The 26,068-nt window shown below is 73.2% G+C and carries 23 protein-coding genes and 1 pseudogene; 14 read left to right on the top strand and 10 right to left on the bottom strand.

Features of this window, described 5'->3' with window-relative positions; genetic code table 11:
- The first annotated feature begins 131 nt into the window (after window positions 1-131).
- Both BN6_RS22675 and BN6_RS22670 read left to right on the top strand, forming a co-directional pair.
- The gene (locus BN6_RS22675; RefSeq protein ID WP_015102076.1) at window positions 132-1,034 is read left to right on the top strand and encodes an intradiol ring-cleavage dioxygenase; all 903 of its coding nucleotides are present in this window, start codon (window positions 132-134) and stop codon (window positions 1,032-1,034) included.
- Window positions 1,031-2,089 (top strand): maleylacetate reductase, encoded by a 1,059-nt coding sequence (locus BN6_RS22670; RefSeq protein ID WP_015102075.1) that lies wholly within the window; start codon window positions 1,031-1,033, stop codon window positions 2,087-2,089. The genes BN6_RS22675 and BN6_RS22670 overlap by 4 nt, the downstream gene beginning before the upstream one ends.
- Here BN6_RS22670 and BN6_RS22665 read toward each other — a convergent pair.
- Window positions 2,032-2,892, bottom strand: a complete 861-nt coding sequence (locus BN6_RS22665) for an IclR family transcriptional regulator domain-containing protein (RefSeq protein WP_015102074.1) — start codon at window positions 2,890-2,892, stop codon at window positions 2,032-2,034. The genes BN6_RS22670 and BN6_RS22665 overlap by 58 nt on opposite strands.
- A gap of 252 nt (window positions 2,893-3,144) precedes the next feature.
- Here BN6_RS22665 and BN6_RS22660 point away from each other — a divergent pair, with 252 nt between their 5' ends.
- The 4 genes from BN6_RS22660 to mmsA all read left to right on the top strand — a co-directional run bounded on the left by BN6_RS22660 (window position 3,145) and on the right by mmsA (window position 8,538).
- Window positions 3,145-4,656 carry an FAD-dependent oxidoreductase gene (locus BN6_RS22660; RefSeq protein WP_015102073.1) on the top strand — a complete coding sequence of 504 codons (1,512 nt, stop codon included), beginning with the start codon at window positions 3,145-3,147 and terminating at the stop codon, window positions 4,654-4,656.
- Window positions 4,657-4,679: 23 nt separating this feature from the next.
- Entirely contained in the window at window positions 4,680-6,023 is a 1,344-nt protein-coding gene (locus BN6_RS22655) for an amidohydrolase family protein (RefSeq protein ID WP_015102072.1), read from the top strand.
- Window positions 6,024-6,088: 65 nt separating this feature from the next.
- On the top strand, window positions 6,089-7,042 hold the full coding sequence (locus tag BN6_RS22650; RefSeq protein ID WP_015102071.1) for an alpha/beta hydrolase: 954 nt from the start codon (window positions 6,089-6,091) through the stop codon (window positions 7,040-7,042).
- Window positions 7,039-8,538, top strand: a complete 1,500-nt coding sequence (gene mmsA, locus BN6_RS22645; protein ID WP_015102070.1) for a CoA-acylating methylmalonate-semialdehyde dehydrogenase — start codon at window positions 7,039-7,041, stop codon at window positions 8,536-8,538. Before BN6_RS22650 ends, mmsA begins: the two co-directional genes overlap by 4 nt.
- Window positions 8,539-8,567: 29 nt before the next feature.
- Here the strand turns inward: mmsA and BN6_RS22640 are convergent, their stop codons facing one another.
- Complete coding sequence (locus BN6_RS22640; protein WP_015102069.1) at window positions 8,568-9,362, bottom strand: SDR family NAD(P)-dependent oxidoreductase; 795 nt, start codon at window positions 9,360-9,362, stop codon at window positions 8,568-8,570.
- A 319-nt stretch (window positions 9,363-9,681) separates the two neighbouring features.
- Here BN6_RS22640 and BN6_RS22635 point away from each other — a divergent pair, with 319 nt between their 5' ends.
- The 6 genes from BN6_RS22635 to BN6_RS50060 all read left to right on the top strand — a co-directional run bounded on the left by BN6_RS22635 (window position 9,682) and on the right by BN6_RS50060 (window position 18,279).
- Entirely contained in the window at window positions 9,682-11,631 is a 1,950-nt protein-coding gene (locus BN6_RS22635; protein ID WP_015102068.1) for an FAD-dependent oxidoreductase, read from the top strand.
- A 105-nt stretch (window positions 11,632-11,736) separates the two neighbouring features.
- The gene (locus BN6_RS42225) at window positions 11,737-13,365 is read left to right on the top strand and encodes a hypothetical protein (protein WP_015102067.1); all 1,629 of its coding nucleotides are present in this window, start codon (window positions 11,737-11,739) and stop codon (window positions 13,363-13,365) included.
- Window positions 13,362-14,654 (top strand): tetratricopeptide repeat protein, encoded by a 1,293-nt coding sequence (locus tag BN6_RS22625; RefSeq protein WP_015102066.1) that lies wholly within the window; start codon window positions 13,362-13,364, stop codon window positions 14,652-14,654. The genes BN6_RS42225 and BN6_RS22625 overlap by 4 nt, the downstream gene beginning before the upstream one ends.
- Before the next feature lie 448 nt (window positions 14,655-15,102).
- Entirely contained in the window at window positions 15,103-16,641 is a 1,539-nt protein-coding gene (locus BN6_RS22615; RefSeq protein WP_015102064.1) for an FAD-dependent monooxygenase, read from the top strand.
- A gap of 637 nt (window positions 16,642-17,278) precedes the next feature.
- Window positions 17,279-17,773: an RICIN domain-containing protein gene (locus tag BN6_RS22610; protein ID WP_148302969.1), complete on the top strand. Its 495-nt coding sequence runs from the start codon at window positions 17,279-17,281 to the stop codon at window positions 17,771-17,773.
- Between the two features lie 305 nt (window positions 17,774-18,078).
- Window positions 18,079-18,279, top strand: a complete 201-nt coding sequence (locus tag BN6_RS50060) for a hypothetical protein (RefSeq protein WP_331712589.1) — start codon at window positions 18,079-18,081, stop codon at window positions 18,277-18,279.
- A 94-nt stretch (window positions 18,280-18,373) separates the two neighbouring features.
- On the opposite strand, the gene BN6_RS22600 is transcribed toward BN6_RS50060, so the two are convergent.
- Window positions 18,374-19,534, bottom strand: a complete 1,161-nt coding sequence (locus tag BN6_RS22600) for a hypothetical protein (protein WP_015102060.1) — start codon at window positions 19,532-19,534, stop codon at window positions 18,374-18,376.
- Between the two features lie 468 nt (window positions 19,535-20,002).
- Entirely contained in the window at window positions 20,003-20,170 is a 168-nt protein-coding gene (locus tag BN6_RS46830) for a hypothetical protein (RefSeq protein WP_015102059.1), read from the bottom strand.
- Between the two features lie 322 nt (window positions 20,171-20,492).
- Here BN6_RS46830 and BN6_RS45905 point away from each other — a divergent pair, with 322 nt between their 5' ends.
- Window positions 20,493-20,783: a hypothetical protein gene (locus BN6_RS45905; protein ID WP_015102058.1), complete on the top strand. Its 291-nt coding sequence runs from the start codon at window positions 20,493-20,495 to the stop codon at window positions 20,781-20,783.
- Window positions 20,784-20,820: 37 nt separating this feature from the next.
- Here BN6_RS45905 and BN6_RS50055 read toward each other — a convergent pair.
- Window positions 20,821-20,874, bottom strand: a pseudogene (locus BN6_RS50055) (hypothetical protein); the annotation flags it as partial.
- Window positions 20,875-20,999: 125 nt separating this feature from the next.
- Here BN6_RS50055 and BN6_RS22590 point away from each other — a divergent pair.
- A complete protein-coding gene (locus BN6_RS22590; protein WP_041313664.1) occupies window positions 21,000-21,356 on the top strand; it encodes a VOC family protein in 357 nt (118 codons plus the stop codon).
- Between the two features lie 58 nt (window positions 21,357-21,414).
- Here the strand turns inward: BN6_RS22590 and BN6_RS22585 are convergent, their stop codons facing one another.
- From BN6_RS22585 to BN6_RS22565, 5 genes are all read right to left on the bottom strand, one after another.
- Window positions 21,415-22,974, bottom strand: coding sequence for an MFS transporter (locus tag BN6_RS22585; RefSeq protein ID WP_015102056.1), 1,560 nt, complete (start codon window positions 22,972-22,974; stop codon window positions 21,415-21,417).
- 150 nt (window positions 22,975-23,124) lie between these two features.
- Window positions 23,125-23,511 carry a hypothetical protein gene (locus BN6_RS22580; RefSeq protein WP_015102055.1) on the bottom strand — a complete coding sequence of 129 codons (387 nt, stop codon included), beginning with the start codon at window positions 23,509-23,511 and terminating at the stop codon, window positions 23,125-23,127.
- A 134-nt stretch (window positions 23,512-23,645) separates the two neighbouring features.
- Window positions 23,646-24,074 (bottom strand): hypothetical protein, encoded by a 429-nt coding sequence (locus BN6_RS22575; RefSeq protein ID WP_015102054.1) that lies wholly within the window; start codon window positions 24,072-24,074, stop codon window positions 23,646-23,648.
- Window positions 24,071-24,823 (bottom strand): response regulator, encoded by a 753-nt coding sequence (locus BN6_RS22570; RefSeq protein ID WP_148302968.1) that lies wholly within the window; start codon window positions 24,821-24,823, stop codon window positions 24,071-24,073. Before BN6_RS22570 ends, BN6_RS22575 begins: the two co-directional genes overlap by 4 nt.
- A gap of 5 nt (window positions 24,824-24,828) precedes the next feature.
- Window positions 24,829-26,001 (bottom strand): ATP-binding protein, encoded by a 1,173-nt coding sequence (locus tag BN6_RS22565; RefSeq protein ID WP_015102053.1) that lies wholly within the window; start codon window positions 25,999-26,001, stop codon window positions 24,829-24,831.
- Window positions 26,002-26,068: the final 67 nt, after the last annotated feature.

Genomic DNA, 26,068 nt, shown 5'->3' with positions numbered 1-26,068 from the left:
CCGCGCTGGCCCGGCCGGCCGGTCGCGGCGACACTCGGCCGCGCGGCCTGCCGGGCCTGCGGCCCGGGGCGGGAAGTGCCGGTGCCACCGGGCTTTCGTGCCCACCCCGAGAGGACCAGGAGGACGAGACCATGCCCGAACGGGACGACCCCCCGGCGAGCGAGCTGTTCGGCGAGGAGCGGTCGGCGGAGGTGGTCGCGGCGAGCTTCGCCGGCACGCCGGACCCGCGCCTGCGCCACGTGCTCACCTCGCTGGTGCGGCACCTGCACGACTTCGTCAAGGACGTCGAGCTGACCGGGGAGGAGTGGGCGGCGGCGATCGGGTTCCTCACCCGGACCGGTCAGACCTGCACCGACACCCGGCAGGAGTTCATCCTGCTCTCCGACGTCCTCGGGGTGTCGATGCTGGTCGAGACGATCAACAACCGGGCCGTCGACGGGCTCACCGAGTCCACTGTGGAGGGCCCTTTCCACGTCGTCGCCTCGCCCCGGCGCGAACTCGGCGCCACCATCGCCGAGGACGGGCTGGGCACGCCGTGCCTGGTGACCGGCAGCGTGAGCGGTGCCGACGGGCGGCCGGTGCCGGGCGCGCAGGTAGATGTCTGGCAGGCCAACGACGAGGGCTTCTACGACGTGCAGCAGCCCGACGTGCAGCCGCACCGCAACCTGCGCGGCCTGTTCACCGCCGACGGCGACGGGCGGTTCCGGTTCCGGTCGATCGTGCCGCGCCACTACCCGATCCCGGCGGACGGCCCGGTCGGACAACTGCTGGCGGCGACCGCCCGGCACCCCAACCGCCCGGCGCACATCCACTTCGAGGTGTCCGCGCCCGGCTACCGCACGGTGACCACGCACCTGTTCGTCGCGGGCACCCCGTACCTCGGCTCGGACGCCGTGTTCGGCGTCAAACCCAGTCTGGTGCGCGAGTTCCCGCTGGTGGACGACCCGGAGCGGGCTGCGGCGGAGGGACTGCCGAACCCGTTCCGCGGCGTGCACTTCGACGTCGTGCTGAGCCCCTCGGACGGTGCGCGATGACCGTGCACCCGTTCACCTACGACGCCGCCCCGATGCGGGTGCGCTTCGGCGCGGGCGTGGTCGAGGAACTGCCCGCGGAGATCGGCGTGCTGGGCCTGCGCCGGGCCCTGGTCCTGTGCTCGCCGGAGCAGGAGGAGACCGGCCGGGCGATCTCCCGCGCGCTGGGCGCGCACTCGGCGGGGGTGCTCGCCGAAGCGCGGATGCACGTCCCGGTCGAGGTGGCCCGCCGTGCCCGGGACCGGGCGGCCGACCTCGGCGCGGACAGCTGCGTCGCGGTCGGCGGCGGGTCGGCGATCGGGCTGGGCAAGGCGGTCGCGCTGGAGCACGGCCTGCCGGTCGTCGCGGTGCCGACCACCTACGCGGGCTCGGAGATGACCCCGGTGTGGGGCCTCACCGAGAACGGGCGCAAGCGCACCGGCAAGGACCGCAAGGTGCTGCCGGTCAGCGTCCTCTACGACCCCGAACTGACCGTCGGACTGCCGGTCGGGCTGTCGATCACCAGTGGCTTCAACGCGATCGCGCACGCCGTCGAGGCGCTCTACGCCCCCGACCGCTCGCCGATCGTCTCCCTGATGGCGCAGGAGGGGGCGCGGGCGATGGCCGAGGCGCTGCCGGGCGTCGCGGTCGGTGACTTCGCAGCCCGCACGGCCGCGCTGTACGGGTCGTGGCTGTGCGGCGCGTGCCTCGGTGCCACGACGATGTCGTTGCACCACAAGCTCTGCCACGCGCTGGGCGGCACGCTCGACCTCCCGCACGCCCCGACGCACACCGTCGTCCTGCCCCACGTGCTGGCCTACAACCAGGACGCCGCCCCCGACGCGGTCGACGCCCTGTCCCGCGCCTGGAGCACCCGCGACCCGGCACGCCGGCTGTGGGACCTCGCCGGGGAGCTCGGCGCGCCGCGGTCGCTGCGCGAGCTGGGGATGGCCGAGTCGGACATCGGGCGGATCGCGGAACAGGCCCTGCGGGACCCGTACGCGAACCCCGCGCCGGTGACCTACGAGGGAGTGGCGGAACTGCTCCGCGCCGCCTGGCGCGGAGAGCCGCCCGGCTGAGCGCGGCGGACGACCCGTTGCGGAGCGGCGTGGACCAGGTCGAAGTCGCGGCCGATCGCCCCGGCGGTCCGCAGCAGCAGCGGCAGCAGGTCCTCGATCAGCTCCCGGTGGCCGACCTCGGCGGTGATGGCGGCGATGTTGACCGCCGCCGTGATCCGCCCGTCCCCGTCGCGCAGCGGTGCGGCGACGGCCCGCACGCCGAGCGCGACCTCCTCGTCGGTCGAGGCCCAGCCGCGCGCGCGGACCTCGCGCAGTTCGGCTTCCAGCTCGGCGTCGGACCTGGTCCGGCGTGGGCGGACGGTCGAGCGGCCGGGCGTGGCCAGCGCGGCGCGGAGGTCGTCGGCGGCCAGGGCGGCGAGCAGGACCTTGCCGAGCGCGGTGCCGGCGGCGGGGAAGCGGGTGCCCACCGTGACGTTGACCGAGACCACCTTGGGAGCTTCCACGCGGGCCACGTACAGGATGTCCGAGCCGTCCAGCTGCGCGATGGAAGCGGCCTGGTCGGTCTGCTCGACCAGGGCGGTCAGGTGGGGCCGCGCGACCTCCCACAGGCCGGTGGACAGGGTGTAGGCGACGCCGAGTTCCAGCACGCGGGGCGTGAGGGTCACGCCGTCGGGCGTGGACCGGACGTAGCCCAGGTGTTCGAGCGTGAGCACGATCCGGCGGGTCGTCGGCCGGGCCAGGCCGGTCGCGGTCGCTATCTCGGTCAGCGACAGGGGCGCGGGGCGCGTGCCGAAGCACTTCAGCACGTCGAGGCCGCGCGCCAGGGCCTCGATGAAGTCGGGGCCGGCGTCGTCGCGGGGCATCGCACTCCCTTCCTCGGAGATCGGACGTCAGCCTAGCCGCGCCGGCCGGCCGTCGCGTCCGGCGGCCGTCCAGCGGACACCCGTCCGCCTGCTCGGCCTGCGTTGGATTGAAAGTAAAGCCTTTGATGCAAAGAAAAAGTCTTGTTCATTCGTTCTTGACAGTGCCGTGCGGAAGTCGCATCCTTCTTCGCGGCGGCCGATGACCGCCTAGCGGACATCTGACCGCACACCGGTCGTAGTGGAGGACATCCCATGCCGAACAGCGCCCCGTCAGCCGATGTCGTCATCGTCGGTGGCGGCCCGGCCGGTCTGACCGCCGCCGCCGAGGCCGCCCGCGCCGGAGCCCACGTCGTCGTGCTGGAGCGGCGCACCGAGGACACCCACTCCCGCGCCGGCGTGATCCAGCCGCGCGTGCTCGAACTGCTCGACGCCCGCGGCCTGATGGGGAGGTTCCGCGCGGCGGCGGGCCGGTGGCGGCCGGACTTCGAGGTGCCGCGGTACATGTACGCCGGGCTCTCCGGCCTGCGGTACGACCAGTTGGACAGCAAGTTCCCCTACGCCCTGATCCTGCCGCAGATGACCACCGAGCACCTGCTCGCCGAGTGGGCGCTGGACCAGGGGGTCGACTTCCGCCGGGGCGTCACCTACACCGGCCACACCGCGCACGCCGACCGGGTCACCGTCGCCGCCCTCGACGCCGGGGGAGCGCCGGTCGAGCTGACCGCGCCCTACCTGGTCGGCGCGGACGGCGCGCGCAGCCTCGTGCGGGCTGCCGCCGGCATCCCGTTCGAAGGCCACCCGACCCGGATGACCGCCGTCGCGGTCGACGCGGACCTGGCCTTCCCGTGGCAGGCGTCGATGCGGATGCGGCGCAACGAGCACGGCTGGGTGCTGGCCTACCCGTTCGGCCGGGGCACCACCCGGTTCATCATCGTCGCCGAGCACCGCCGGCACGTGCCCAAGACCGAACCGGTCACCATCCCGGAGGTCCGGGAGTCCCTGCGGCTGATCTTCGGCACCGACTTCGACATCACCACCGCGCGGTGGCTCTCCCGCTACGGCGACGCCCACCTCCGGGTGCCCGCGTTCCGCAGCGGCCGCGTGCTGCTGGTCGGCGAGGCGACCAGGGTGCACTACCCGGCCAGCGGCATCGGGATGAACTACTGCATCCAGGACGCCTTCAACCTCGGCTGGAAGCTGGGCCGCGCCGCCACCGGCCAAGCGCCCGACGCCCTGCTCGACACCTACCACGACGAACGCCACCCCGTGCTCGAAGCGCTGATGGACGACGTGGCCGCGCAGTGCGCCCTGCACTTCGACTTCTCGCCCGGCGGCCTCGCGCTGAAGGACTTCGTGGAACGCGAACTGGTCCCGGTACCCGAGGTCAACGCGGTCCTGCGGGACCGGCTCAGCGGCTTCGGCACCTCCTACCACCGCGCGTCCGACCCGCACCGCGCCGACGGCACCCGCGTCGACGACTTCCCGGTCGACCCCGGCACCAGCTACGTCGAGGTGGCCAAGGACGCCGGGTTCGTCCTGGTCGACACCACCGGCGGCCGAGCGCTGCCCGCGGCGATCACCACCACGCGGGTCGGGGTCCTGCCCCGGGAACTGGCCGGTGCCACGACGGCGCTGATCCGGCCGGACGCCTACGTCGCGCGCGCCTGGGACGTCCGCCCGACCGACGAGGAGGTGCTCGACGCCCACCGGGCGGCGCTGTGCCTGGCGACCGCCGAACCGCACCCGTCGGCCGTCGGCCGATGACCGCACCGGAACGAGGACCCGCGATGCCCGACCGCACACCACGACGCACCGTGATCACCAACGGCCACGTCGTCACCGGAGACCCGGCGCTCGGCACCGCCGCCGGCTGCGACGTGCTCATCGAGGACAACCTGATCGCCCGCGTCGGACCGGACCTCGACCACGACGGCGCCGAAGTGCTCGACGCCACCGACATGATCGTGCTGCCCGGTCTCGTGGACACCCACAAGCACACCTGGCAGTCCGCCGTCCGGCACCGGTGCACCGAACTCGACCTGCGAGCCTACTTCGGCGAGATGTTCGGCCGGCTCGGCCCGCGCTACCGCCCCGAGGACGTCTACGCGGGCACCCTGCTGGGCGCGCTGTCCGCCCTCGACGCGGGCACGACCACGCTGATGGACTGGTCGCACGTGCAGAACTCGCCCGAGCACAGCGACCACGCCATCGCGGCGCTGCGCGACGCCGGGATCCGCGCCGTCTTCGGCCACGGCTGGCCGCTGGTCGACCTCCCGGCGTGGATCGCCGACAGCTCGCGGCCGCACACCGACGACGTCCGCCGGATCCGCCGCGAGCTGCTGGCCGACGACGGCGCGCTGGTGACGTTGCAGCTCGCCGGCCGCGGCCCGGAGCTGTCCACGATGGACGTGACGGCGCAGGACCTCGCCATGGCGCGCGACCTCGGCATCCGCACGTCCATCCACATGGGGTGCGGCCCGGAACACGGCGCGGTGGCGGCGATCGCGCGGATGCACCGCGCCGGCCTGCTCGGCCCGGACCTGAACTTCGTGCACTGCAGCGAATCGAGCGACGAGGAGTTCGCGATGATCGCCGGGTGCGGCGCGTCGGTGTCCCTCGCGCCCCAGCACGAGCAGTCCTTCCCCGGCATCGGGCACACCCCGCTGGACCGGGTGCGGGCGTTCGGCATCGACGCCGGCCTGAGCAGCGACACCGAGACCTTCGGCGCGGCCGACCTGTTCACCCAGCTGCGGGTGGGCCTGGCCGCCCACCGCAGCCAGCTCGCCGAAGGCCGTTCCCGGTTCGCCGACCGGCTCGCCCCGTTCGGCGTGCACGAGGCGTTCGCCCTGGCCACCCGGGGCGGTGCCGACGCGCTGGGGCTCGGCGGCCAGGTCGGCAGCCTCACGCCGGGCAAACGCGCGGACGTCGTGCTGGTCCGCGCGACCGACGCCAACCTCTTCCCGGTGACCGACCCCGTGGCCGCCCTGGTGTCCTCCGCCCACCCCGGCAACGTCGACACCGTCCTGGTCGACGGTGTCGTCCGCAAACGCGCCGGCCGCTTGGTCGGCGACGTACTGGACCGCGTCCGCGCGCTCGCGCTGGCGTCGCACCACCACCTGCTCGGCGCCTGACGCCGAGTTCCCCGCCGGAACCGCCGAAGTCCCACTCCCGAGAGTTCCACTGCTGAGAGGACCCCATGTCACTGGACCCGAACATCGCCGGCTTCCTGGCCGCGCTCCGGTCGGCCGGCGCGCCGGCCGGGTTCGCCGGCACGCCCGGCGAGAGGCGCGAACGGATGCGGGCCGCGATCGAAGACCACTGGGACCCGGCGGCCTTCGCCCCGGTCGGCGGCGTCGAGGAGGTGCGTGTCGGACACCTGCCGCTGCTCCTCGTCCGGCCGGCCGGGCGTACCGGGCCGGTGCCGACCGTCCTCTACTTCCACCCCGGCGGCTTCACCATGGGCAGCGCCCACCTGATGCGGGACGTGGCCCACCGGCTCGCGCACGACCTGAACGCCTGCGTGGTGTCGGTGGACTACCGGCTCGCCCCCGAGCACCCGTTCCCGGCCGCCGTCGAGGACGCGGAGCGGGCGCTGCGGTGGGCCGCGGAGTTCGTCGACGACCTGGGCGGCGACGCCCGCCGGATCGGCCTGGCCGGCGAGAGCTCGGGCGCCAACCTGGCGGCGGTCACCGCGATCGCGGCCCGGGACGCGGGGATCCCGGTCGCCGGGCAACTGCTGGCCTCCCCGGTCACCGACTTCACCGCCTGCTACCCGTCGGAGGCCCGCAACGGCGAGGGGCTCTTCCTGACCCGCGCCGACCTGGCCGTCATCCGGCGCGGCTACCTCGCCGACGACGACGCCCGCGCGGCGGACCCGCGTGCCTCGCCGGCGCTCGCGGCCGACCTCGCCGGTGTCGCACCCGCCGTCGTCGGCGTGGCCGGGTTCGACCCGCTGTGCGACGACGGGATCGTCTACGCGGCAGAGCTCCTGCGCGCCGGCGTGCCCACCGCGCTGCGCGTCTACCCCGGCCTCATCCACCCCTTCTTCGGGATGCCCGGCCTGGCACCGGCCGCCGACGCCGCCGTGGCCGAGCTGACCGCTGAGTTCGCGGCCCTCCTCGTCGCGCCCGGTGCGGAGGACCGCTCATGACCACCGCCCCGTCCGTGCGGCACTGGATCGACGGCCGGGCCCACCGGGGCAGCGGCACGGCGACCGCGCCGGTGACCGACCCGGCTACCGGCGAGGTCACCGGCCGGGTCGCGCTGGCCGACGCCGCCGACACCCGGGCCGCCGTCGCCTCCGCCGTCGCCGCCTTCCCGGCCTGGCGCGACCTCTCGCTCACCAAGCGCACCCGGATCCTGTTCCGGTTCCGGGAACTGCTGGAGCGGGGCAAACCCGAGCTGGCCGGGCTGATCACCGCCGAGCACGGCAAGGTGCTCGCCGACGCGCTCGGCGAGATCAGCCGGGGCCAGGAGGTGGTCGAGTTCGCCTGCGGCGCGGCGCACCTGCTCAAGGGCGCGATGACGGAGAACGCTTCCACCGGCGTCGACCTGTGCTCGGTCCGCCAACCGCTCGGCCCGGTCGCCGTCGTCACCCCGTTCAACTTCCCGGTGATGGTCCCGCTGTGGTTCGTGCCGATCGCGATCGCGGCGGGCAACACGGTGGTGCTCAAGCCGAGCGAGAAGACGCCGTCGGCGGCGAACGCCCTGGCCCGGCTGCTGGCCGAGGCGGGACTGCCGCCTGGCGTGTTCAACGTCCTGCACGGCGACCGGACCGCCGTCGATGGACTGCTCACCCACCCGGACATCAAGGCGGCGTCGTTCGTCGGGTCCACGCCGGTCGCCCGGCACGTCCACACGACCGCGACCGCGCACGGCAAGCGGGTGCAGGCCCTCGGCGGCGCGAAGAACCACATGGTGGTGCTGCCCGACGCGGACCTCGCCGCCGCCGCCGACGCCGCCGTGAACGCCGGGTTCGGGTCGGCGGGGGAGCGTTGCATGGCGGTCAGCGTGGTCGTCGCGGTCGGCGGCGTGGCAGACCCGCTGGTCGCCGCGATCGCCGAGCGGGCCGCCCGGATCAGGACCGGCGACGGCACCCGCGCCAACGACATGGGCCCGCTGGTGACCGGGCAGCACCGCGACCGGGTCGCCGGCTACGTCGACGCGGGCGCGCGGGCCGGCGCGCGGGTCGTGCTCGACGGCCGCGACGTCCGGCCGGACGGCCCGGCGGGCGGCTTCTGGCTCGGCCCCACCCTGCTCGACCACGTCACGCCGGGGATGAGCGTCTACACCGACGAGGTCTTCGGGCCGGTGCTGTCGGTGGTCCGGGTCGACACCTACGACGAGGCGCTGGAACTGGTCAACGCCAACCCCTTCGGCAACGGGGCGTGCGTGTTCACCCGTGCCGGCGGCGCTGCCCGGAGGTTCCGGCGGGAGGTCGAGGTCGGCATGGTCGGCGTCAACGTCCCCGTCCCGGTGCCGATGGCGTACTACAGCTTCGGCGGCTGGAAGGACTCGCTGTTCGGCGACACCCACGCGCACGGCACCGAGGGCGTGCACTTCTTCACCCGCGGCAAGGTCGTCACCAGCCGTTGGCCGGAGCGCGCCGACGGCGGGATCGACCTGGGCTTCCCGACCACCGAGTGAAGCGCCCGCCTCGGCCACGGGACGACCGGTCACGGCACGATGGAGTCCACGTAACCGCCGTCGACCCGGACCGCCGCGCCGGTCGTGGCGGAGGACTGCGGGGAGCTGAGGTAGACGACGAGGTTGGCGATCTCCTCGGGTTCGATCAGCCGGCCGAGCAGGGACTGGGGGCGGTGCAGCCGCATGAACTCGCGCTGCGCCCGGTCCCACGGCAGGTCCTTGTCCACCAGTTGGTAGACGAACTCCTCGACCCCACCGGTGTGCGTGGGGCCGGCGATGACGCTGTTGACCGTCACGCCGGTCCCGGCGGCCTCCTTGGCGAACCCGCGCGACACGCCCAGCAGCGCCGTCTTGGACACCCCGTAGTGGATCATCTCGGCCGGGATCACCAGGGCCGAGTCGCTGGCGATGTACTGGACCCGGCCCCAGCCGCGCCCGGTCATCCCGGGCAGGTAGGCGCGCGTCAGCCGGACGGCGGAGAGCACGTTGACCTCGAAGTAGCGCCGCCACTCGTCGTCGGTGATCTCCAGCGCCGGCCGCGCGCCGAAGATGCCAACGTTGTTGACCAGGACGTCGACCTCGGGCAGCGACGACCGCAGACCGTGGACCCCGTCCGCCGTCGCCACGTCGCCGACGGCCTCCACCAGGTCCGCGCCGGGCACCTCGGCCCGGATCCGTGCCACGGCCTCGGCCACCGCCCCGGGCTTGCGCCCGTTGACCGCGGTCCGCGCCCCGGCACGGGCCAGGGCGGTGGCGATCGCCTCGCCGATGCCCTGCGTGGAGCCGGTGACCAACGCCGTCCTGCCGGTCAGGTCGAGGTGCATCCGGGTCCTCTCGTCGCCGTCATCCCTGTCGCTGATCACGAAACCACGCGCTTCCCGTCCCGGCATCCGATCGCGGTCGACGCGGCCCCGGAGCATCACCGCCCGCGCTGTCGTGATCCCGACACCGACCGTCGATTACGTACCGTATTCAGTGGCCGGAATGGTTTCACTCTTTAGTGATATTTAGGGGTCCGGGGCCCTGTGCTAACGTCAGGACTCCCCTTATCGAAGGGAATCGCCCGAGCCCAAAAGTGCCGCACTGGAGTGTCGTGGCGTCTTCCGCGCTGTGGTCTTACGAGGAAGGACGTGGCGCATTCCGATGACGGACCACCAACCGGAAGACCGGCCGAATGACCGCCCGCCGGCCGGACCGCCCTCGGTGCTGGTGATCGGAGCCGGGATCGCCGGGCTGGCCGCCGCGCGCGCCCTGCGCGACCTCGGGCACCCGGTCACCGTCGTGGAGGCGCGCGACCGCGTCGGCGGTCGCATCTGGACCGACCACGACGGCGTCGACCTGGGCGCGCACTGGATCCACGGCACCGACGGCAACCCCATCACCGAGTTGGTGGAGAGCCTGGAGCTCCCGTACGGCTACGTCGGCGGCGACAGCGCCTACACCGGCGGGTTCGACCGGCTGCGGCTGATCGGGCCGGACGGGCGGGCCCTCGGCCACGCGCTGAAGAACCGCATGCTCGAACTCGCCGACGGCGTGCTGCACGAACTCGAACAGCGGGCCGACCTCGCCCGGAAACGGGAGCTGCCCGATATCTCGCTGGCCGACGCCGTCAACGAGATCATCGCGTCCGGTGATTTCTCCGACGAGGACGAACGGGGTATCCGTTATCACCTGAACGTGATCCTGCGGGAGGACGTCGCCGAGGACGCCGGCAAGCTCTCGCACAAGTTCTGGGAAGACGGCTACCTGGTCTACGGCTACGGGGACAGCGTCCTGCGCGACGGCTACCAGTCGGTGGTGGAGGCCCTCGCCGACGGGCTGGACGTCCGCCTGGAGCACGTCGTGACCCGGGTCGAGCGGGGCGGCGCCGGCGAGCCGGTGCGGGTGGCCACCGACCACGGCGACTTCCTGGCCGACAAGGTGCTGGTCACCCTGCCGCTGGGCGTCCTCAAGAGCGGCGCGGTGACGTTCGGGCCCGCGCTGCCCGAGGCGAAGCGCGCGGCCGTCGCACGGCTCGGCTTCGGCACCCTGAACAAGATCGCGCTGCACTACCGGGAGCCGTTCTGGCCGGCCGACCAGTACGTGTTCGGCTACCTGTGCCGGGAGGCCGACCGCTACCCCACGGTCGTGATCAGCATGTGGAAGTCGCACGGCCGCGCCACCCTGGTGCTGCTGCTGGGCGCGTCGCTCGGCCGTGAGCTGGAGACCTGGTCGGACGACGAGGTCGCCGCGTACACGACCACCGTCGTCCAGGACATGTTCGGCCCCGACACGCCCACGCCCACGCACATCACGCGCACCGCGTGGTCGGCCGACCCGTTCGCCCGGGGCTCGTACGCCTGCATCGGCGTCGACGGCTCGCCGCGCGACCTCCAGACCCTCGGCGAACCGGTCGGCGAGAACCTGTTCTTCGCGGGCGAGGCGACCAACAGCCACCACTGGGGCTGCGTGCACAGCGCCTACGAGTCGGGCCTGCGCGAGGCCGCGCGGATCAGCGGGAACACCGCGCTCTACAAGCCGCCCACCGCCGAGATCTCGCGCCGGCAGCGGCGCGACATCGACCGGATGAAGCGCTTCGCGGGAATGCGGATGGGCCACCTCTCCGAGGCCGAGCTCGCCGACCGCGTCGCCTGCCTGAAGACGAGCGTCGACCCGTACGGCGTGCGCGTCTTCGAGCCCCTGGTCGGCACCGAGCTGGACACGCTCGCCTCGATGTTCGACGAGGTCGGCTTCGCCCCCGGTGACGTCCTGTGCCGCGAGGACGCCGCCGCCCACGGCATCTACCTGATCTCCGCCGGTGAGGTCAGCGTCGACTTCGGCGGCATCTACGAGCACGCGGTGCTGTCGGCCGGCGCGCTGCTGGGCGGCCACGACCTGTTCTTCAACGCCCGCACCAGCACCGTCACCGCCGTGGGCGAGGTCCGCGCGTTCTTCCTGGACCACTACCGCTACAAGACGTTCCTCTACGCCTTCCCGGACGTCATGATGCTCATGATCACCAACCTGGTGGCCCGCTGGGAGCAGTTGGAGAGCGCCCTGGGCACGGTCGCCCTGCCTGGCGCACAACGACTTCACGGCAGCGGTCCACAGTGACAACGCGGTCCGCCGCCGGCCGTGACCGCACTTCGGCGGCGCAGGTGACGACCGGCCGGGTGAATTCCGCCGGCGGACCCCCGTCCGGGCCTAGGGTCTGGGGGCATGGTCGTGCTGGAACCCGAACACCGGGCGCTGTTCGCGGTCGACATCGAGCGGTCCGCGGATCCCCGCCGGCACAACGCCGCCTCGGTGGCGATGCGGCGGGCGCTGCGCGAGCACCTCGGCTCGGCGTTCGCGGCCGCGGGCATCGACTGGAGCGGCTGCCACGAGCACGACCGGGGTGACGGCCTGGTCGTCGCCGTGCCCGACCACCACCCCAAGCGGCTGCTGCTGCACCCGGTCCTGGGCGCGTTGGACGCCGCGCTGCGCGCGCACAACGACCGGGTGCCCGAGTCCGAGCGGATGCGGGTGCGGGTGGCCGTGCACGACGCGGACGTGGTCCTGGACGACTTCGGCTACACCGGCCGCCCGCTGGTCCTGCTGGCCCGCCTGCTCGACGCCCCGCCGCTGCGCGCCGCCCTGGCCGCCGCCCCGCGCGAGGTCACCGTGGCGGCGATCGTCTCCGAGCGCTTCCACGAGGACGTGGTGGCGCAGGGGCACCCGGACGTCGATCCCGAGACCTACCACCGGGTGGAGGCGCGGGTGAAGGAGAGCCGGCTGGTGGGCTGGCTGCACGTCCCCGGCCACCCGGTGCCGCCGCCGGCCGAGGGCGGCTGGCGCGACCGGGCGGCGGTCAACCACGACCGGCTGTTCGGGGCGGACGCGGCGACCGCCGGGGTGCGCGAGGCGATCGCCAACCCGACCGGCTCGTGGATCCTCGCCGTGCGCGGCTCCGGCGGCGTCGGCAAGACGACCGTCACGTTCGAGGCCGTGGACCGGGCGCACCGTGACGGCCTGGTCGACCGGGTGCTGTGGACCACGGTGCGCGGCGACGCCCCCGAGGACGACGACCCGGACGCGCGGGCGTGGTGGATGGAGGCGGTGGTCGACCTCGCCGACCAGCTGGACGTGGCGCTGGGCCCCAACCCCCGGCAGTGGGGCGACGGGTTCCGCGACGCGCTGGCCGGGCACCCGCCGATCGTCACGGTGGTGGACAACGTCGAGACGGTGCGCCAGGCGTCCGCGCTGGTGCAGCGGCTGCACCGGTTCGGCCTGGTGCGCCCGCACAAGCTCGTGGTGACCAGCCGCAGCCGGGTCGACGACCCGAGCGGCCTGGTCCAGCAGCACACCGTCCGGGGCTTGTCGGAGGACGACTCGATCGCGCTGGTCCGGCACATCGGCCGGGACGACGGTCAGCTCGCGGGCGCGCCGCGCGACCTGCTGCTGCCGGTCGTGGGGGTCACGGAGGGCAACCCGTACCTGCTCAAGCTGGTGGTCGGGCACTACCTGTCGACCGGTCTGCCGCTGGACCGGGTCGCGACCGAGCTGTCCGGGCAGCCGGGCGCGGGGCTCGGGCAGCGGGTCAAGGACCACCTGTTCGACCGGTCGCTGGCCGAGCTGGAACTGGTCGCGGGCGAGGTGAACGCCCAGGCGCTGATCACCGCGTTCTGCGTGAAGCGGCGGGGCGACGAGATGGCGGGGGAGGAGCTGCGCGACATCTGCGGGCTGGCCGCGGAGGTGTTCGACGCGACCCTGCGGTCGGCGCTCGACCTCGGGCTGGTGCAGGCGACCCGGCTGAACTCGCGGTACTCGATCCACAGCCTGCTCTACGAGTACACGCGGCCGCGATGAGCCCGAGGTCGTTCCGGGGGTACGGCGGCGCGAACCCGCAGCGGCTGCACGACGCGGTGCGGCGCTCGTTCGAGCGGTCCGCGCGCGGCTCGCACGACGACGTCCCCGAGGACGTGCTCCAGGCGATGGTCAACGACCTGGACAACGTGGGCCGGCACCGGGTCGTGGTCGACGGTCCGGTGCTGTCCCGGTTCGTGGAGCGGCTGACCGAGCTGGCGATCAGCGCGATCGAGCAGGGCGACCGGACCGGCGTGGCCGACTTCCCCGGCGTGCTGGAGTCGGCGGCCGCGCTGCTGGCGTCGGCGGGCCGCTCGGCGTGGCCGGCGCACGTGGCCAAGGCGTCCTACTACTCGCGCGTCACCGGGGGCGACGAGTCGCGCCGGGCCGAGCTGGGCCGGGCGGTGGCCGCGTGCCGCACCCCGCTGGACCGGGTGGAGGTCGACCTCGTGCGGGCCCAGTTCGCGATAGACCTGACCGAGTACGCGGCCGCGTCGGGCCTGCTGGAACGCTGCCTCGGCACGTGCACCGCCGACCCGGACTGCCGCCACCGGCTGCCGCAGGTGTACGTGTGCCTGGGAAACCTGCACTACGTCCAAGGTGGACTGCGCACCGCGCTGGGCCACTACCAGGCGGCGCTCGCGGTCGACGCGCCGGCCGATTCCTACCGCACCGCACGGGCCCAGGCGCGCGCCCACCACTACGGCGGGCGGGTCCTGCACATGCTCGGCCGTGACGAAGAAGCGTTGGCGAACCTGGTCGAGGCGTTGGACTACCGGTACGCCACCCACGCCGAGTACGAGCGCAAGAGCGGCTTCTACCACATCGCCATCGGGGAGATCCTGGTCGTCGGCGGCGGGTACGACCAGGCGGAAGCCCACTTCGCCGCAGCCCGCCGCACCTTCTCCCGCCTGCGCCACAACACCGCCGCCCACGCCATCCTGGACGCCGCGGTGTCACGGCTGGAGATCCGGCGCGGTCGGTACGACGAAGCGTTGGCGTTGCTGGACAACGCGGTGCGCGGCGCGCGGGAGGGCGGCTACCGCCGTGGCGCGCTGCTGTTCGAGCTGTACCGGGCAAACCTGTTGCTGCGCCGACGTTCCTACGTTCGGGCGGCCCGCAGCGGCGTGGCGGCGGTCGGGGTGTGGCTGCGATTCCTCCGACGCGGCAACGGGTTGCGCGCGGTGCGCGGCGCGGTCGAATACGCGTGGGCGTTCGTGCGGCAGAAAGCCGAACCTCGCCGACGACCCGACCGCGGCCCGCTCACCTGCCCGTGCGAGGTCCACTCCTAGCCACGAGGTGCCGCTGTCAGTCGATGGGGTAGCCCGCCTGGAAGGTGAGCCGGCGGGGTGCGTCCGCACCGATCCGGTGGAGGGCCGACTGTTCCGGGGTCCGGTACCCGCCTTTCGGACACCTTGTCGGCCGGCTCACCAGCAGCTCTTCGAAGCTGATCCCCGGCGTGGTCCAGGATGCGTGATCGCGGGCGAACCGCGCGGCCGACCGGTCGAACGCGGCCGTCGGGGTCGGTGAGCGCACGGTGCAGGAGGTCGCCGGTCACCCCGACGACCGTACGCCGGTCACGGCCCGGGGAGCGTCCAGTCCACAGAGGATCGCGGAAAAGGTGTTGGCCCGCTTTGTTCTCTTCCAACTTATAGCGCAGCGGGGGGCTTGCGGCAAGGCCCGGTCGGTGCCGCAGAATCCTCGCTCGAAGCCAGGACCTGGGGAAATGGGGATGCAGACGTGCGTGTGCCGGAGATGGACGCCGACGTGATCGTGGTGGGGGCCGGGCCGACCGGGTTGATGCTGGCCGGTGAACTGCGCCTGGCCGGGGTGCGGCCGCTGGTCCTGGAGCGGCAACCCCGACTCCCGGACGTGCCCAAGGCCAACGGCCTGGGCGGGCAGGTCCTGCGGCTGCTCGACCACCGCGGTCTGCTGGACCGGTTCGAGGCAGCCGCGGCGGGCCCCAGCCACCCCGCGCCCCGGTACCCGTTCGGCGACGTGCACGTGGACTTCTCCGGCCTGGCGGAACCGCCGCTGCGCGGGCTGACGCTGCCGCAGCCGGAACTCGAACGCCTGCTCGACGAGCGCGCCCGTGACTTCGGGGCCGACGTGCGGCGCGGCCAGGAGGTGGTCGGGTTCACCGAGGACGACGCCGGGGTGGGCGCGGACGTGCGCGGCCCGGACGGGCCGTACCGGGTCACCGCCCGGTACCTGGTGGGCTGCGACGGCGGATACAGCCGGATCCGCGAGCTGGCCGGCATCCCGTTCCCCGGCACCACCTACCCCGAGGTCAACCGGTTGGGCCAGGTCACCCTGGCCGACTCGGTGACCCGCTCGGCCGACGGCGACCTCGACGTCCCCGGCCTGGGGCCGGTCCGGACCGGGTTCACCCGGACGGCGACCGGCCTGTTCGGGTTCGGGCCGCTCGACGAGCAGGTGGTGCTCGTGCTGACCACCGAGGACGGGCCCGTCGAGGCCGACGACGCGCCGCTGACCGAGGCCGAGTTCCAGGACAGCGTCCGCCGCGTGCTCGGCGGGACCCTGCCGCTGGGCCGGGTGGTCCGGCTGTCGCGCTACCGGATGCAGGCGCGGCAGGCCGAGCGGTACCGGGCCGGCCGGGTCCTGCTCGCCGGCGACGCGGCCCACCTGTTCCCGTCCACCGGCGTGGGCCTCAACGCGGGCCTGCTCGACGCGGCCAACCTCGCCTGGAAGCTGGCCGCCGACCTCGCCGGCTGGGCACCGCCGGGCCTGCTGGACACCTACGACGCCGAACGCCGCCACGCCGGTGCGCGCACGATGCTGCACACCCAGGCCCAGGTAGCGCTCAGGCGCGGCCGGGACGACGCCGCCGTGGCGCTGCGGGAGGTCTTCCAGGAGCTGCTGACCGACGAACAGCCGCTGCTGCGCCTGGGGGCCCTCATCGCCGGCACCGACCTCCGCTACCCGCCGCCCGACCCCGGTGCGCACGTCCTGACCGGCACGTTCGCCCCGGACGTCGCCCTGCGTGCGGTCGGTGGCGCGGACGCCGCCCGGCCCGTCCTGCTCGACCTCGCCGACCGCCCGGACCTGCGCGAGGTCGCCGGCCCGTGGCGGCACCGCGTCGACGTGCGCACCGCCGAGCTCCCGGACCGCCCGGCCGACGCCCTGCTGATCCGGCCGGACGCCCACGTCGCCTGGGCCGCGACCACCGGCGAACCGGCCGCCACCGCCGAGCCCGCGCTCCGCGCCGCCCTGTCCCGCTGGTTCGGCGCACCCGCGAGCCCGGCGGACGCGCCCTGAGGGCCCGTGCTGAGGACCGGCGGTGCCGGCCGGGGTGCCGCAGCGGGCCGCGCGGGCGATGGTCGCGACCGAGTCGTGGCCGCCGACCCTCGCACGGGCTCAGCGGAACCTGCGGGCCAAGGGCGTTTTCGTGGTGGCAGAAGAGGACCGGCCGCCGCTCCCGTTCGCCGACGGCACTTACTTTCTCGCAGCAGGTCGGCTCGGACAGCGGTTTCATCGAGGCCCGCAAGCCCCTCGACCGCTGACCGCCCGACCTCCCGCCGTGGTCGACCGAGATGGACGATCGTCACCTGGTCGCCCACACGATCGCGCTGTCCGCCCCGCCCGTGGCGAGCTCGGGCCATTCCCGCGAGCACCTCCCCGCTCGCCGGTGGAGACCACGACGTCGTCGACGAAACACGCGCCGGCGACCTCCTCCTGGATCAGGCCCCGCAGACCGAACACGTCGCCGTGGGAGTCGAGGGTGGTGGGTTCGGCCAACGCCCGGTGCAAGTCGTAGACCGCGAGGCAGCCGTAGGGGTGCCACACCCGCCCGGCGCTGAGCAGGTACCGGCCGCTGGGCGAGACAGCCAGGCGCGAGTGGGAGGAGTCCGCCGGGTCGCGGGCCGCGCCGGCGGTGAGGCGCTCGCCGGTCACGGTGGCCGCTGCTCTCGGATTCCTGGCACCGGCGATCGCGGGCGCCCAGGCGGATGGCCCGGTGCCGCCGGCCGGCAACTTCATGATCCAGAACTCACGCACCGGCTACTGCGCTGACCTGCCCGACTTCGGTCCGGGGACGGTCGACGGCCCGGTGAACCAGTGGCACTGCCGCCCGGGGCCGGGCGACAACCAGACCTGGCGGCTGATCTACGCCGATCCCGGCAGTGAATCGTTCGCCATTCAGAACATCTCCGACAAACTGTGCATGGACGTGCCCTTCTTCGGCTCGGTGGAGCGCGGTGCGAAGGTCACCGAATACCACTGCCGGCCCGGTGCGGACGACAACCAGGACTTCACCCTGCTGTCGGGTAGTCCGGTGCGGTTCAAGCACGTCAAGACCGGGTTCTGCCTGGCCGCACCCGGCGGTCTCGACACCCGGCTGACCTTGGACCTGTGCTCGAGCGGCCTCACCGACTGGCGCATCGTCCAGTAGCGCCCGCGAGGTGGCGGATCTGCCGCCATCCGCCACCTCGGGCCACCACGCCGGCGTGACCGGCCCGCGAGCGAGCGCCGGGGCTGCCTGTCGTTCGCGGCCGACAGCTGGTGAGTTCTGCGGGCGGACGCGGCTCGGGGTCGGCATCGTCCCTGACGGATACCCGGTGGGCATGCAGACGTTGCTTCCCCGTCCTGACTTCGCGGTGACCGCCGGCGCGCTGGACGTCCGCCGGTCGGGCAAGCAGCGGGTCGAGGCGATCCAGGTCTTGCGCGGCCTGGTCGTGCCCGGTTGCGGTGCTCGGGGTGGTCGAGGTGCGAGGTCAGGCGGAGTTGGCCGCGACGGGCGACCTGCCGCTGTGGCTGGGCGACGACGACGTGCGCCGCAGCCACCGCTCTGCCCTGGTGCGCAAGGATCGAGTCCACTATGGACCGCTGTTCCCCGATGTGCCGCCGGACCTGTCCTACGGGTGGCCTGGATCCGACCGTGCCCGCCGCATCACGTGACCGGGTGCCGTGTCCTTTTGTGGAACGCGAGCCCGCGACCCGGTGCGACAGCACTTGCTGCCGACCCACTGGGTCCAGGAGCGTGCCGCTGGGATCACAGGCGCCAGATGACGGCCCGCAGGTGTCCGCTCGCCGTCTTGGCACCTCCGGCGATGGTGCCCGAGGTGTTGATGCGGCTCGCGTTGCTGCTCTTCCCGCCGGGCAGGAAAGGCAGTGCCGTGACCTTCCCATCGGCCTTCCAGTACACGGCGTGCGTCTCCGTCATGTGCTCGTCCAGGTACACGGAGGAGGTGCCGACCGCGATGTTCGCGTCGTTGACGGCGTCCGCCCAGGAGTCCGTGTCGGAGGGCAGCTTCGGCAGTTCGGTCACGGTGCCGTCGGGTGCCCACCGCATCGCGTGCCGGTACTCCTCGTCGCCCGCGTAGCCGCCCACGGCGGTACCGCCGGCGTTGATCGCGCCGGGTGCCGCCGACCAACCGAGCTCGTCACGGCTGCCGTCCGCGTGCACCCGGACGGTTTCGTTGTAGCCCCGGCCCGCGAAGATGCCGGTGATCGTCCCCGCGTTGTTCATGGCCAACGGGCCGGAGATGAGCCCGCTGATGTCGGTGTACGTGCCGTCGGGGTTCCACCGCAGCGTGTACGACTGCTGCACCCAGTTGTACGAGCCGCCGATGATCGTGTTGCGGTCGTTGATCATCCGGGGTGTCGAGTCGGTCTGTCCGGGCGGGATGGGCAGCAGCGTGATCGTGGCGTCGGGGGCCCAGCGCACCGCGCGGTAGGAGCGGTACGGCCCGAACGACTCGCCGATGACGGTCCCGTCCGCGGAGATGGCGACCGGGCGGCTGGAGCTGTCGCCGGGCAGCGGGTGCAGCTCGGTGAAGGTGCCGTCCGCGTTCCAGCGCAGGCCGTGGTAGTCCGGCCCGCCGTAGGTGTAGCCGGTGGCGGTGCCCGCCTCGTTGATGTCGACGGCCCTGCTGTGCGGGTTGGGGTCCCCGGGCCGGGTGGGCAGGGCGGTGACGGCGCCGGTGCGGCTCCACTTCACCGCGCGGGCGGTCGTGGGCTTCCACCACAACCCGTCGAACGACTGTCCGATGACCGTGCCGGTGTCGGTGAGCCCCGAGACGTTGCTGTCGGTGTGGCCGGGGAGGGTGCCCAACTCGGTGATCACGGGTGCTCCGGCGGCAGCCGCCGGTGACGTGCTGAGCGCGGCGACCACCCCCGCCGACAACAAACCGATCATCAGCCGTCTCCTCATCGCTCACACCTTTCGCAGCGTATTCCGACGAGCAGGTGGCGATGGGCGAACTCGTCGGTCGATCTCGACGGACAACGTTCCGGTACGGTGTTCCTGCTCGGCGGCGGGCCATGATGCGGTTCGACCGGCTGGTGGGCATGCGCCTGCCGCAGTGGTTCCACCTGGTCTTGAGCATCCTCGTCGTCCTGCTCGGAGGCGCCTGGGGACATGTGTGGAATCCCCCTGGCCGCGAGGAGCACGTTCTCGTCCCGGGCCAGAGAAGTGTCCCACGGCGGTGGGAGCCGAGTAATCCTCCAGTCGGTCCTTCACGACCCGACCGCCGCGCACCCGGCCGGCTGCACCGCCGACCGCGCCGTACCAGTGCGTCGTGCCGGGCACGGCCGCCGACCTGTCGGCGCCGGCGGCAGCGGCGAACCGGGACGGCCGGCGGGCGCTCCCGCACGCGCCGGGTGGCAGGCACGAAGTTCGTCACCACTTGTCGGAGGTGATGATCGCCTTGACCTGGTCCGGGGTCAGCGGCGGTTGTGGCGAGTAGATCTCGCCGCCCGGCGAGTTGAGCGCGGCGCCTTGGGGGTCCTCCTGGTTGCCGACGTTCATGAGGACCATCGTCCCGTCGGGCCGCTTGAGGCACGCCATGTGCGACACCGCGCCCGGGAGCCGGCCACGCGGTGCCGGTGACCAGGCGGAAGCCGTCGGGCTGGGACTCGGTGGGGCCGATCATCAGCAGAAGCTCCCGGTGACGCCTGCGGAGGTCAGGGTCCCGCCGACGAACGCGCCGGCGCTGTCGGCCGGGCTTATCGGCTCCAGTAGCACGACCCATCCCGATTCCCGGCTGCGCGGACCGCGAAGTCCTCGGCACGCTGTTCTTGCTGGTCGCCTCGAACGTCGCGGTGTCGCCGAGCACCACCTTGAAGCGGGCGATCAGGTCATCCGGCGAGGTCGGGACCGGGTTGCCGCCGTGGAGGGTACGGACGACGAGGTGGTCGGCGAATCGACGACGTACGTGCCGGAGTCGCCCGGCACCCGCCACACCGCGACGACGCCCGCCGCGCCGCTCCAACTCGGCGAAGGCATCGTGGAGGGTGCGCAGGTCGCTCATGAGGTTTCCTGGAAGTCGGGGGCGCTGGCCGTGAGGTCGATGCGCACGACGTTGCGCACGCGGTGGATCTGGCTGCGCACGGTCGTTTCCCGGCACCCGAGCTGTGCGGCGATCTCCTGGGCGGACTCACGCTGCGGCCCGCGAGGTTGACCACCGCGTCGGCGCCGTCGACTTCGGCGGTCCACGCGCCGGCGGTCCGGCTGTCCCAGCGCACGCCGCTGTGCCGGCCGAGCACGACCACCTGGTGCCCGGCGGCGGTGAGCGCCCGCGTCAGGAAGCCGCCGATGTGACCGGAACCGCCGGGTCGCCACCGCCACGACGCAATCCGGACGGCGATCGTCCGGAACGGCTTTTACGATGACCCGCATGGCAATCGCACGGTTCCCCAGCTTCGTCATCGACTGCCCCGACCCCGAGGTGCTCGCGAACTTCTACAACGCGATCCTGGAGTGGAAGATCGACCCGTCCGCCGACTGGATCGACATCCGGTCCGAGGAAGGCCAGTGCATCTCCTTCCAGCGGGTGGCCGACTACAAGCCGCCGGTGTGGCCGTCCCAGGACGTGCCCCAGCAGATGCACCTCGACGTCGTCGTGGACGACCTCGACACCGCCGAGGCGGCCGTGCTCGAACTCGGCGCGACCAAGCACCCGCACCAGCCCGGCACGTCCTTCCGGGTCTTCCTCGACCCCGCCGGGCACCCGTTCTGCCTCTGCCGGAGCTGACCCGGCAGGCCCGGCCGGGGCGAGGGGTCCGGCCGGGCCCGCCGACCGCCGGGCGGTTCTAGTCCACCGCCGGCACCTCTGCCGGCGCGGCCCGCTCGTCGGCCGCCCCGATCGGGGGCACCGCGCGCAGCAGGCGGACGATCAGCACCGCGACGACGGCGAGCGCCCCCGCGCTGATCGCGGCCACCAGGTGCAGCCCGGCGACGAACGCCTCCCGGGCCGGCGCGAGGAGTTCGGCGGCCAGGTCCGCCGGCAGGTCGCGGGCGGCCACCACCGCCTCGGCCAGGCCCTCCCGCGCGGCGTCGGCGGCGTCGGCCGGAACCCGGCTCGGCGGGGTGAACCGGCTGTCGTAGACGGCCGCGCCGACGCTGCCCAGCGCGGCGAGCCCGAACGCGAAGCCGAACTGGCCGCCGGTCTCGTTGAGCGCGGCCGCGGAGCCGGCCCTCGCCGCCGGCGAGGAGGCCATGACCAGGTGCACGCTCAGCGTCACCAGCGGCCCGGCCCCGAGGAAGAGCAGGGCGAACCCGGTGGCCAGGGTGGTCGGCCCCGACGTCGGGTCGGTCTGGGTGAGCACGACCAGGCCGGACACCGAGATCGCCAGCCCGCCGCCGATCACGTGCGCGGGCCGGAACCGGCGGGCGAGGATCGGCGACACGACGAACGACAGCGCGTTGACCACGACGGCGGGCATCATCCACAAGCCCGCCTCGAACGGCGAAAGCCCCTCGACCGACTGCAAGTCCTGGGTGATGAACAGCATGATGGCGCCCATCAGCATCGTGCCGGCGACCATGCCGCCCAACGCGGTGCTGAACGACCGGTTCGCGAACAGCCGCAGGTCGAGCAGCGGGTGCTCCAACCGCCGCTGCCGGCGGACGAACGCGACGCCGAAGACGACCCCGGTCACCAGCCCCGTGACCGGAGCCGCCTGCCAGCCGTCCTCGGCCAGTTCCTTGAGCCCGTACACCGCCGGGATCACCGCGACCAGCGACAGCCCGACGCTGACCAGGTCGAGCCCGCCCGGGTCCGGCTCGCGGTGCTCGGGCAGCAGGACCGGGCCCACCGCGAGCAGCAGCGCCATGGCCGGCACCCCGAGCAGGAAGACCGAGCCCCACCAGAAGTGCGACAGCAGCGCGCCGCCGACCACCGGCCCGATCACCGCCCCGGCCGAGAAGCACATCCCCCAGATCCCGATCGCCAGTCCCAGCTGCCGCGGGTCCCGGAACAGCGTGCGGATCAGCGAGAGGGTCGACGGTGCCACGATCGCGCCGGCCACGCCGAGCGCGCCGCGCGCCGCGATCAGCATCGCCGGGCTGGTCGACCAGGCCGCGACGACCGAGGCGGCGCCGAACGCGGCGGCCCCGACCAGCAGCAGCCGGCGCCGGCCGACCCGGTCGCCGAGCCGGCCCATCGTGATCACGAACCCGGCCAGCAGGAACCCGTAGCCGTCGGTGATCCAGAGCTGCTCGACGGTGCTCGCGCCCAGGTCCGTGCTCAGGTGGGGGAGGGCGAGGAGCAGGACGTAGACGTCGATGGAGACCAGCAGCGCCGGCAGCGCGAGCACGCCGAGCGCGATCCACTCCCGCCGCCCGGCCCGTGCCGGGATGACGTCGTTCATGACGGTGACCTTCCCTGTCCAGCGGTGGCCCGCGCGCCGGCGGCCCGTTGTCGCGGACAAGTCGGAGCCGCCCGCCCGTTCTCGACACGCACCGCGGCGGCGGTCGGGCACCCGGGGGTGTCCGACCGCCGCCGCAACGGGTGGCAGGTGTCAGCAGACGCCGACCGGGGACTGGTTGGTCACGTACGAGGAGTGGACGAAGGCCCACTGGGTCGCGCCGCCGGTGTGCGTGACGTAGGCCTTGAACCAGCGGTTGCTGGAGTAGTTGCCGGTGGCCCAGTCGCCGTCCTTCCAGCAGGACACCCAGGACACCTGGTGGTCCGAGCCGGGGTCGGCGGTCACCCAACCCAGGAACGTGTTGTTCAGGTAGGCGTTGGAGCGCGCCGCCGCGCCCGACTGGACGAGCATCGTGGCGTACTGGGCGGTGACCTCGCCGTCGCCGGTCGCGGCATTGGCGGCCGGGGCGGTGAGCGTCATCGCGAGTGGCAGCGCCGCCGTGGCGGCGGCGGTGGCGAGCAGCCGGGTGAGAGTGTTCATCGTCGGGGTTCCTCCGCTGGTGGGGGCGCCGGGTGCGCTCCTCTCACCTGGAACTCTGGTCGGCCCGGAACGCCGCGAGAACGGACAAATGTGGACGCTCCCACGGCCACCGGTGCGCTACGGCGGACCGGGGGTCACGGCCGGTCCCGGCAACCGCCGGTCGCGGTGCCGGCGAGGTTCTCGTCGTCGCAGACCAGCCGCCGGTACGGGGCGGAACCGCCGGCCGACGTGGCGGCGACGCCCCAGTGCTCGGCGGTGCCACCGCACCCGACGTCCACCCGGTACTCGCCGGTGAACGCCTGCTGGAACGTGAAGCGCGTCGCGGCGGCCGGGCCCGGCCTGCCCTCCTCGGCCCACCACGAGCCGCCCGAGGCGGACTCCACCCACACGCCGACCGGCGGGTTCCCCGAGGTGCAGGACACGTCGATGGTCAGTTGGCGGTTGCCCGCCACGGGGAGCGTGGCGGCGAGGACGACCCACGTCGACAGGAGCGCCGCTAGCAGGAGGTAGGGGAGCCACGCGACCGCCGGCCGCCGCGTGGACCCGGTGCCGTGCTGGGTCATCGGTGGAACTCCCTCACCGTGTCGTCGAGGAAGAACTGCCAGTTCTGGCTCGCGTAGCGGACGACCTCGGCGGTCGGCGGACCGTCCAGGGTGCAACCGGGGTCGAACGCCACCAGCCGCGCGCGGAGGCCGTCCATGCCCCGGCGGATGGTCCCGGCGGTGACCCCGGCGATCTTCCCGATGGCGGTGTGCTCGTGCACGCCCAGCGCCATGGCCCGCCACACCGCGAGTCTCGTGCTCGACGTGAAGAACGTCTCGCCCAACGTCGGTGAGGAGGGGAGCGGGAAGTACATCCCCAGCACCGGGTCGATCAGCTCGCGGTCCCGCACGGCGGCGCGCACCGCGGTGGAGAGCTTCCCCACCGCGTCCTTGGGACACATGACCCGGCAGCCGAGCTGTTCGTGGGCGAACATCATGTGCAGCCGCCGGTTCGGTTCGCCGTTGGTCCACAACACCGTCCTCGTCGCCGGGGACGCGGTGTGGGCCGCTCTGAGCACCGCCAGGCCGCTCAGGTGCAGCCGGGCATCGGTGAGCCGCACCCGGCCCCGTCGGCGTCGCCGTTCGAACTCCACCGAGTGCGCTTGGTAGAGCATGTCCACGACGGCGACGTCGAAGCGTTCGCGGTGCAGCCGGACAAGGGCCTCGACCGGGTCGGCCACCACGGTCACCTCGCACGGCAGCGCGCCGCCGAGCTCGGTGACCGCCATCTGGGCGGCCATGCCCTCGTCCTCGATGATCAGGATGCGCACCGCGCTCACCCGGCCGCGCGCAGCGGGAGGGTGAGCCGGATCGCCGTGCCGGCGGCGCGGTCCCGCAGGAGCAGGTCTCCACCCAGCTCCAGCAGCCTGCGCCGCAGGCGCTGCACGCCGCTGTCCGGCTCGGCGAACGTCTCGGGCGTCAGCCCGGGGCCGTTGTCGCGCACGTCGAAGACCATCGTGTCGCCCTCCAGCGCGAAGTCGAGCGCCACCGCGCCACCGCCGTGGTCGACCACGTTCTTGAGCAGGTCGGCGAGCCCCTGCTCCAGCACGATCGCGCGGTCGCGCGGGATGGTCAGCGCGCCGAGGCGGGGCGAGGACAGCAGCGTCAACCGGTCGCCGTGCAGGCGGACCGCGTTCTTGACGATGTCGACCGCTCCCACGTTGTGCTCTTGGAGGAGCAGCTGCCTGCGCCGGGTGTAGGTGGTCTCGCGCAGTTCCCGGCCCACCTGCCGGGGGTCGTGCCCGGCGTCGATCCGGCGGGCGGCGCTCTCGACGTGGGAGTGGAAATCGCCCAGCGCCACCTCGTAGCTGCGGGTGAGCGCCTCGGTCTCCACCCGCACGGCGATGCGGCACAGCCACGCGATCCCCTTGCCGGTCAGGAACCACACGACTGCCCAGACCGCGTACTGCACCACGCTGCGCACGTGCGCGCCAGTGAACTCCCAGTGGTGCGAGAGCCCGATGATCAGCAGTGGGTGCAGCACGATCGTCACGACCAACCCGCACTCGATCACCCGACGCCGCAAGGGGTTGCGGAACCCGTCCCACGGGTAGAAGGCGAAGACCGTCAACGGGATCAGGGCGTAGTTGCCCATCGGCACGCCGTTGCCGTACGCGGCGAAGTCGCCGGGTGCCAGCAGGTGCGCCAGCAGGAGCTGCACGACGAAGATCATCGCGATCCTGACGAACGTCCACGCGTGCCCGCGAGTGAGCGGTCCGCGCCGGTACACGACCAGCACCGCCAACACCAGGTGGAGCAGGCCGAGCGCGAGCACGACCGGCAACGCGCCGTCGCGGTACCGGTCGTTGACGGCGCTCATGACGAGGTTCGTCGCTTGGAGGAGCAGGACGACCGCCTCGAACGGCTTGATCAGCTTGTTGGTCGTCGCCGCCAGGAGTTCGACGTCGGGCGGTCTCGGCACGAAGGGCGCGGTGGGACTGAACGGCACGGGGAACTCCGCTGGCTCGGCTGTGCCGCGCCGGTCGCGCGCGCGGCCCACCAGTCGTAACCGCAGG

Origin of the sequence: Saccharothrix espanaensis DSM 44229 (assembly GCF_000328705.1) — a bacterium.
In the GTDB taxonomy this organism is placed as follows: Bacteria; Actinomycetota; Actinomycetes; order Mycobacteriales; family Pseudonocardiaceae; genus Actinosynnema; species Actinosynnema espanaense.
Note: the sequence above shows the minus strand (reverse complement) of the source record. Positions and strands in the feature narration are given on the sequence as shown.

Bases quoted from the DNA above. Each gene is read 5' to 3' on its own strand.
- BN6_RS22675 (WP_015102076.1), top strand. From the start codon at position 132: ATGCCCGAACGGGACGACCCCCCGGCGAGCGAGCTGTTCGGCGAGGAG.
- BN6_RS22670 (WP_015102075.1), top strand. From the start codon at position 1,031: ATGACCGTGCACCCGTTCACCTACGACGCCGCCCCGATGCGGGTGCGC.
- BN6_RS22665 (WP_015102074.1), bottom strand. From the start codon at position 2,892: ATGCCCCGCGACGACGCCGGCCCCGACTTCATCGAGGCCCTGGCGCGC.
- BN6_RS22660 (WP_015102073.1), top strand. From the start codon at position 3,145: ATGCCGAACAGCGCCCCGTCAGCCGATGTCGTCATCGTCGGTGGCGGC.
- BN6_RS22655 (WP_015102072.1), top strand. From the start codon at position 4,680: ATGCCCGACCGCACACCACGACGCACCGTGATCACCAACGGCCACGTC.
- BN6_RS22650 (WP_015102071.1), top strand. From the start codon at position 6,089: ATGTCACTGGACCCGAACATCGCCGGCTTCCTGGCCGCGCTCCGGTCG.
- mmsA (WP_015102070.1), top strand. From the start codon at position 7,039: ATGACCACCGCCCCGTCCGTGCGGCACTGGATCGACGGCCGGGCCCAC.
- BN6_RS22640 (WP_015102069.1), bottom strand. From the start codon at position 9,362: ATGCACCTCGACCTGACCGGCAGGACGGCGTTGGTCACCGGCTCCACG.
- BN6_RS22635 (WP_015102068.1), top strand. From the start codon at position 9,682: ATGACGGACCACCAACCGGAAGACCGGCCGAATGACCGCCCGCCGGCC.
- BN6_RS42225 (WP_015102067.1), top strand. From the start codon at position 11,737: ATGGTCGTGCTGGAACCCGAACACCGGGCGCTGTTCGCGGTCGACATC.
- BN6_RS22625 (WP_015102066.1), top strand. From the start codon at position 13,362: ATGAGCCCGAGGTCGTTCCGGGGGTACGGCGGCGCGAACCCGCAGCGG.
- BN6_RS22600 (WP_015102060.1), bottom strand. From the start codon at position 19,534: ATGAGGAGACGGCTGATGATCGGTTTGTTGTCGGCGGGGGTGGTCGCC.
- BN6_RS46830 (WP_015102059.1), bottom strand. From the start codon at position 20,170: ATGGCGTGCCTCAAGCGGCCCGACGGGACGATGGTCCTCATGAACGTC.
- BN6_RS22590 (WP_041313664.1), top strand. From the start codon at position 21,000: ATGGCAATCGCACGGTTCCCCAGCTTCGTCATCGACTGCCCCGACCCC.
- BN6_RS22585 (WP_015102056.1), bottom strand. From the start codon at position 22,974: ATGAACGACGTCATCCCGGCACGGGCCGGGCGGCGGGAGTGGATCGCG.
- BN6_RS22580 (WP_015102055.1), bottom strand. From the start codon at position 23,511: ATGAACACTCTCACCCGGCTGCTCGCCACCGCCGCCGCCACGGCGGCG.
- BN6_RS22575 (WP_015102054.1), bottom strand. From the start codon at position 24,074: ATGACCCAGCACGGCACCGGGTCCACGCGGCGGCCGGCGGTCGCGTGG.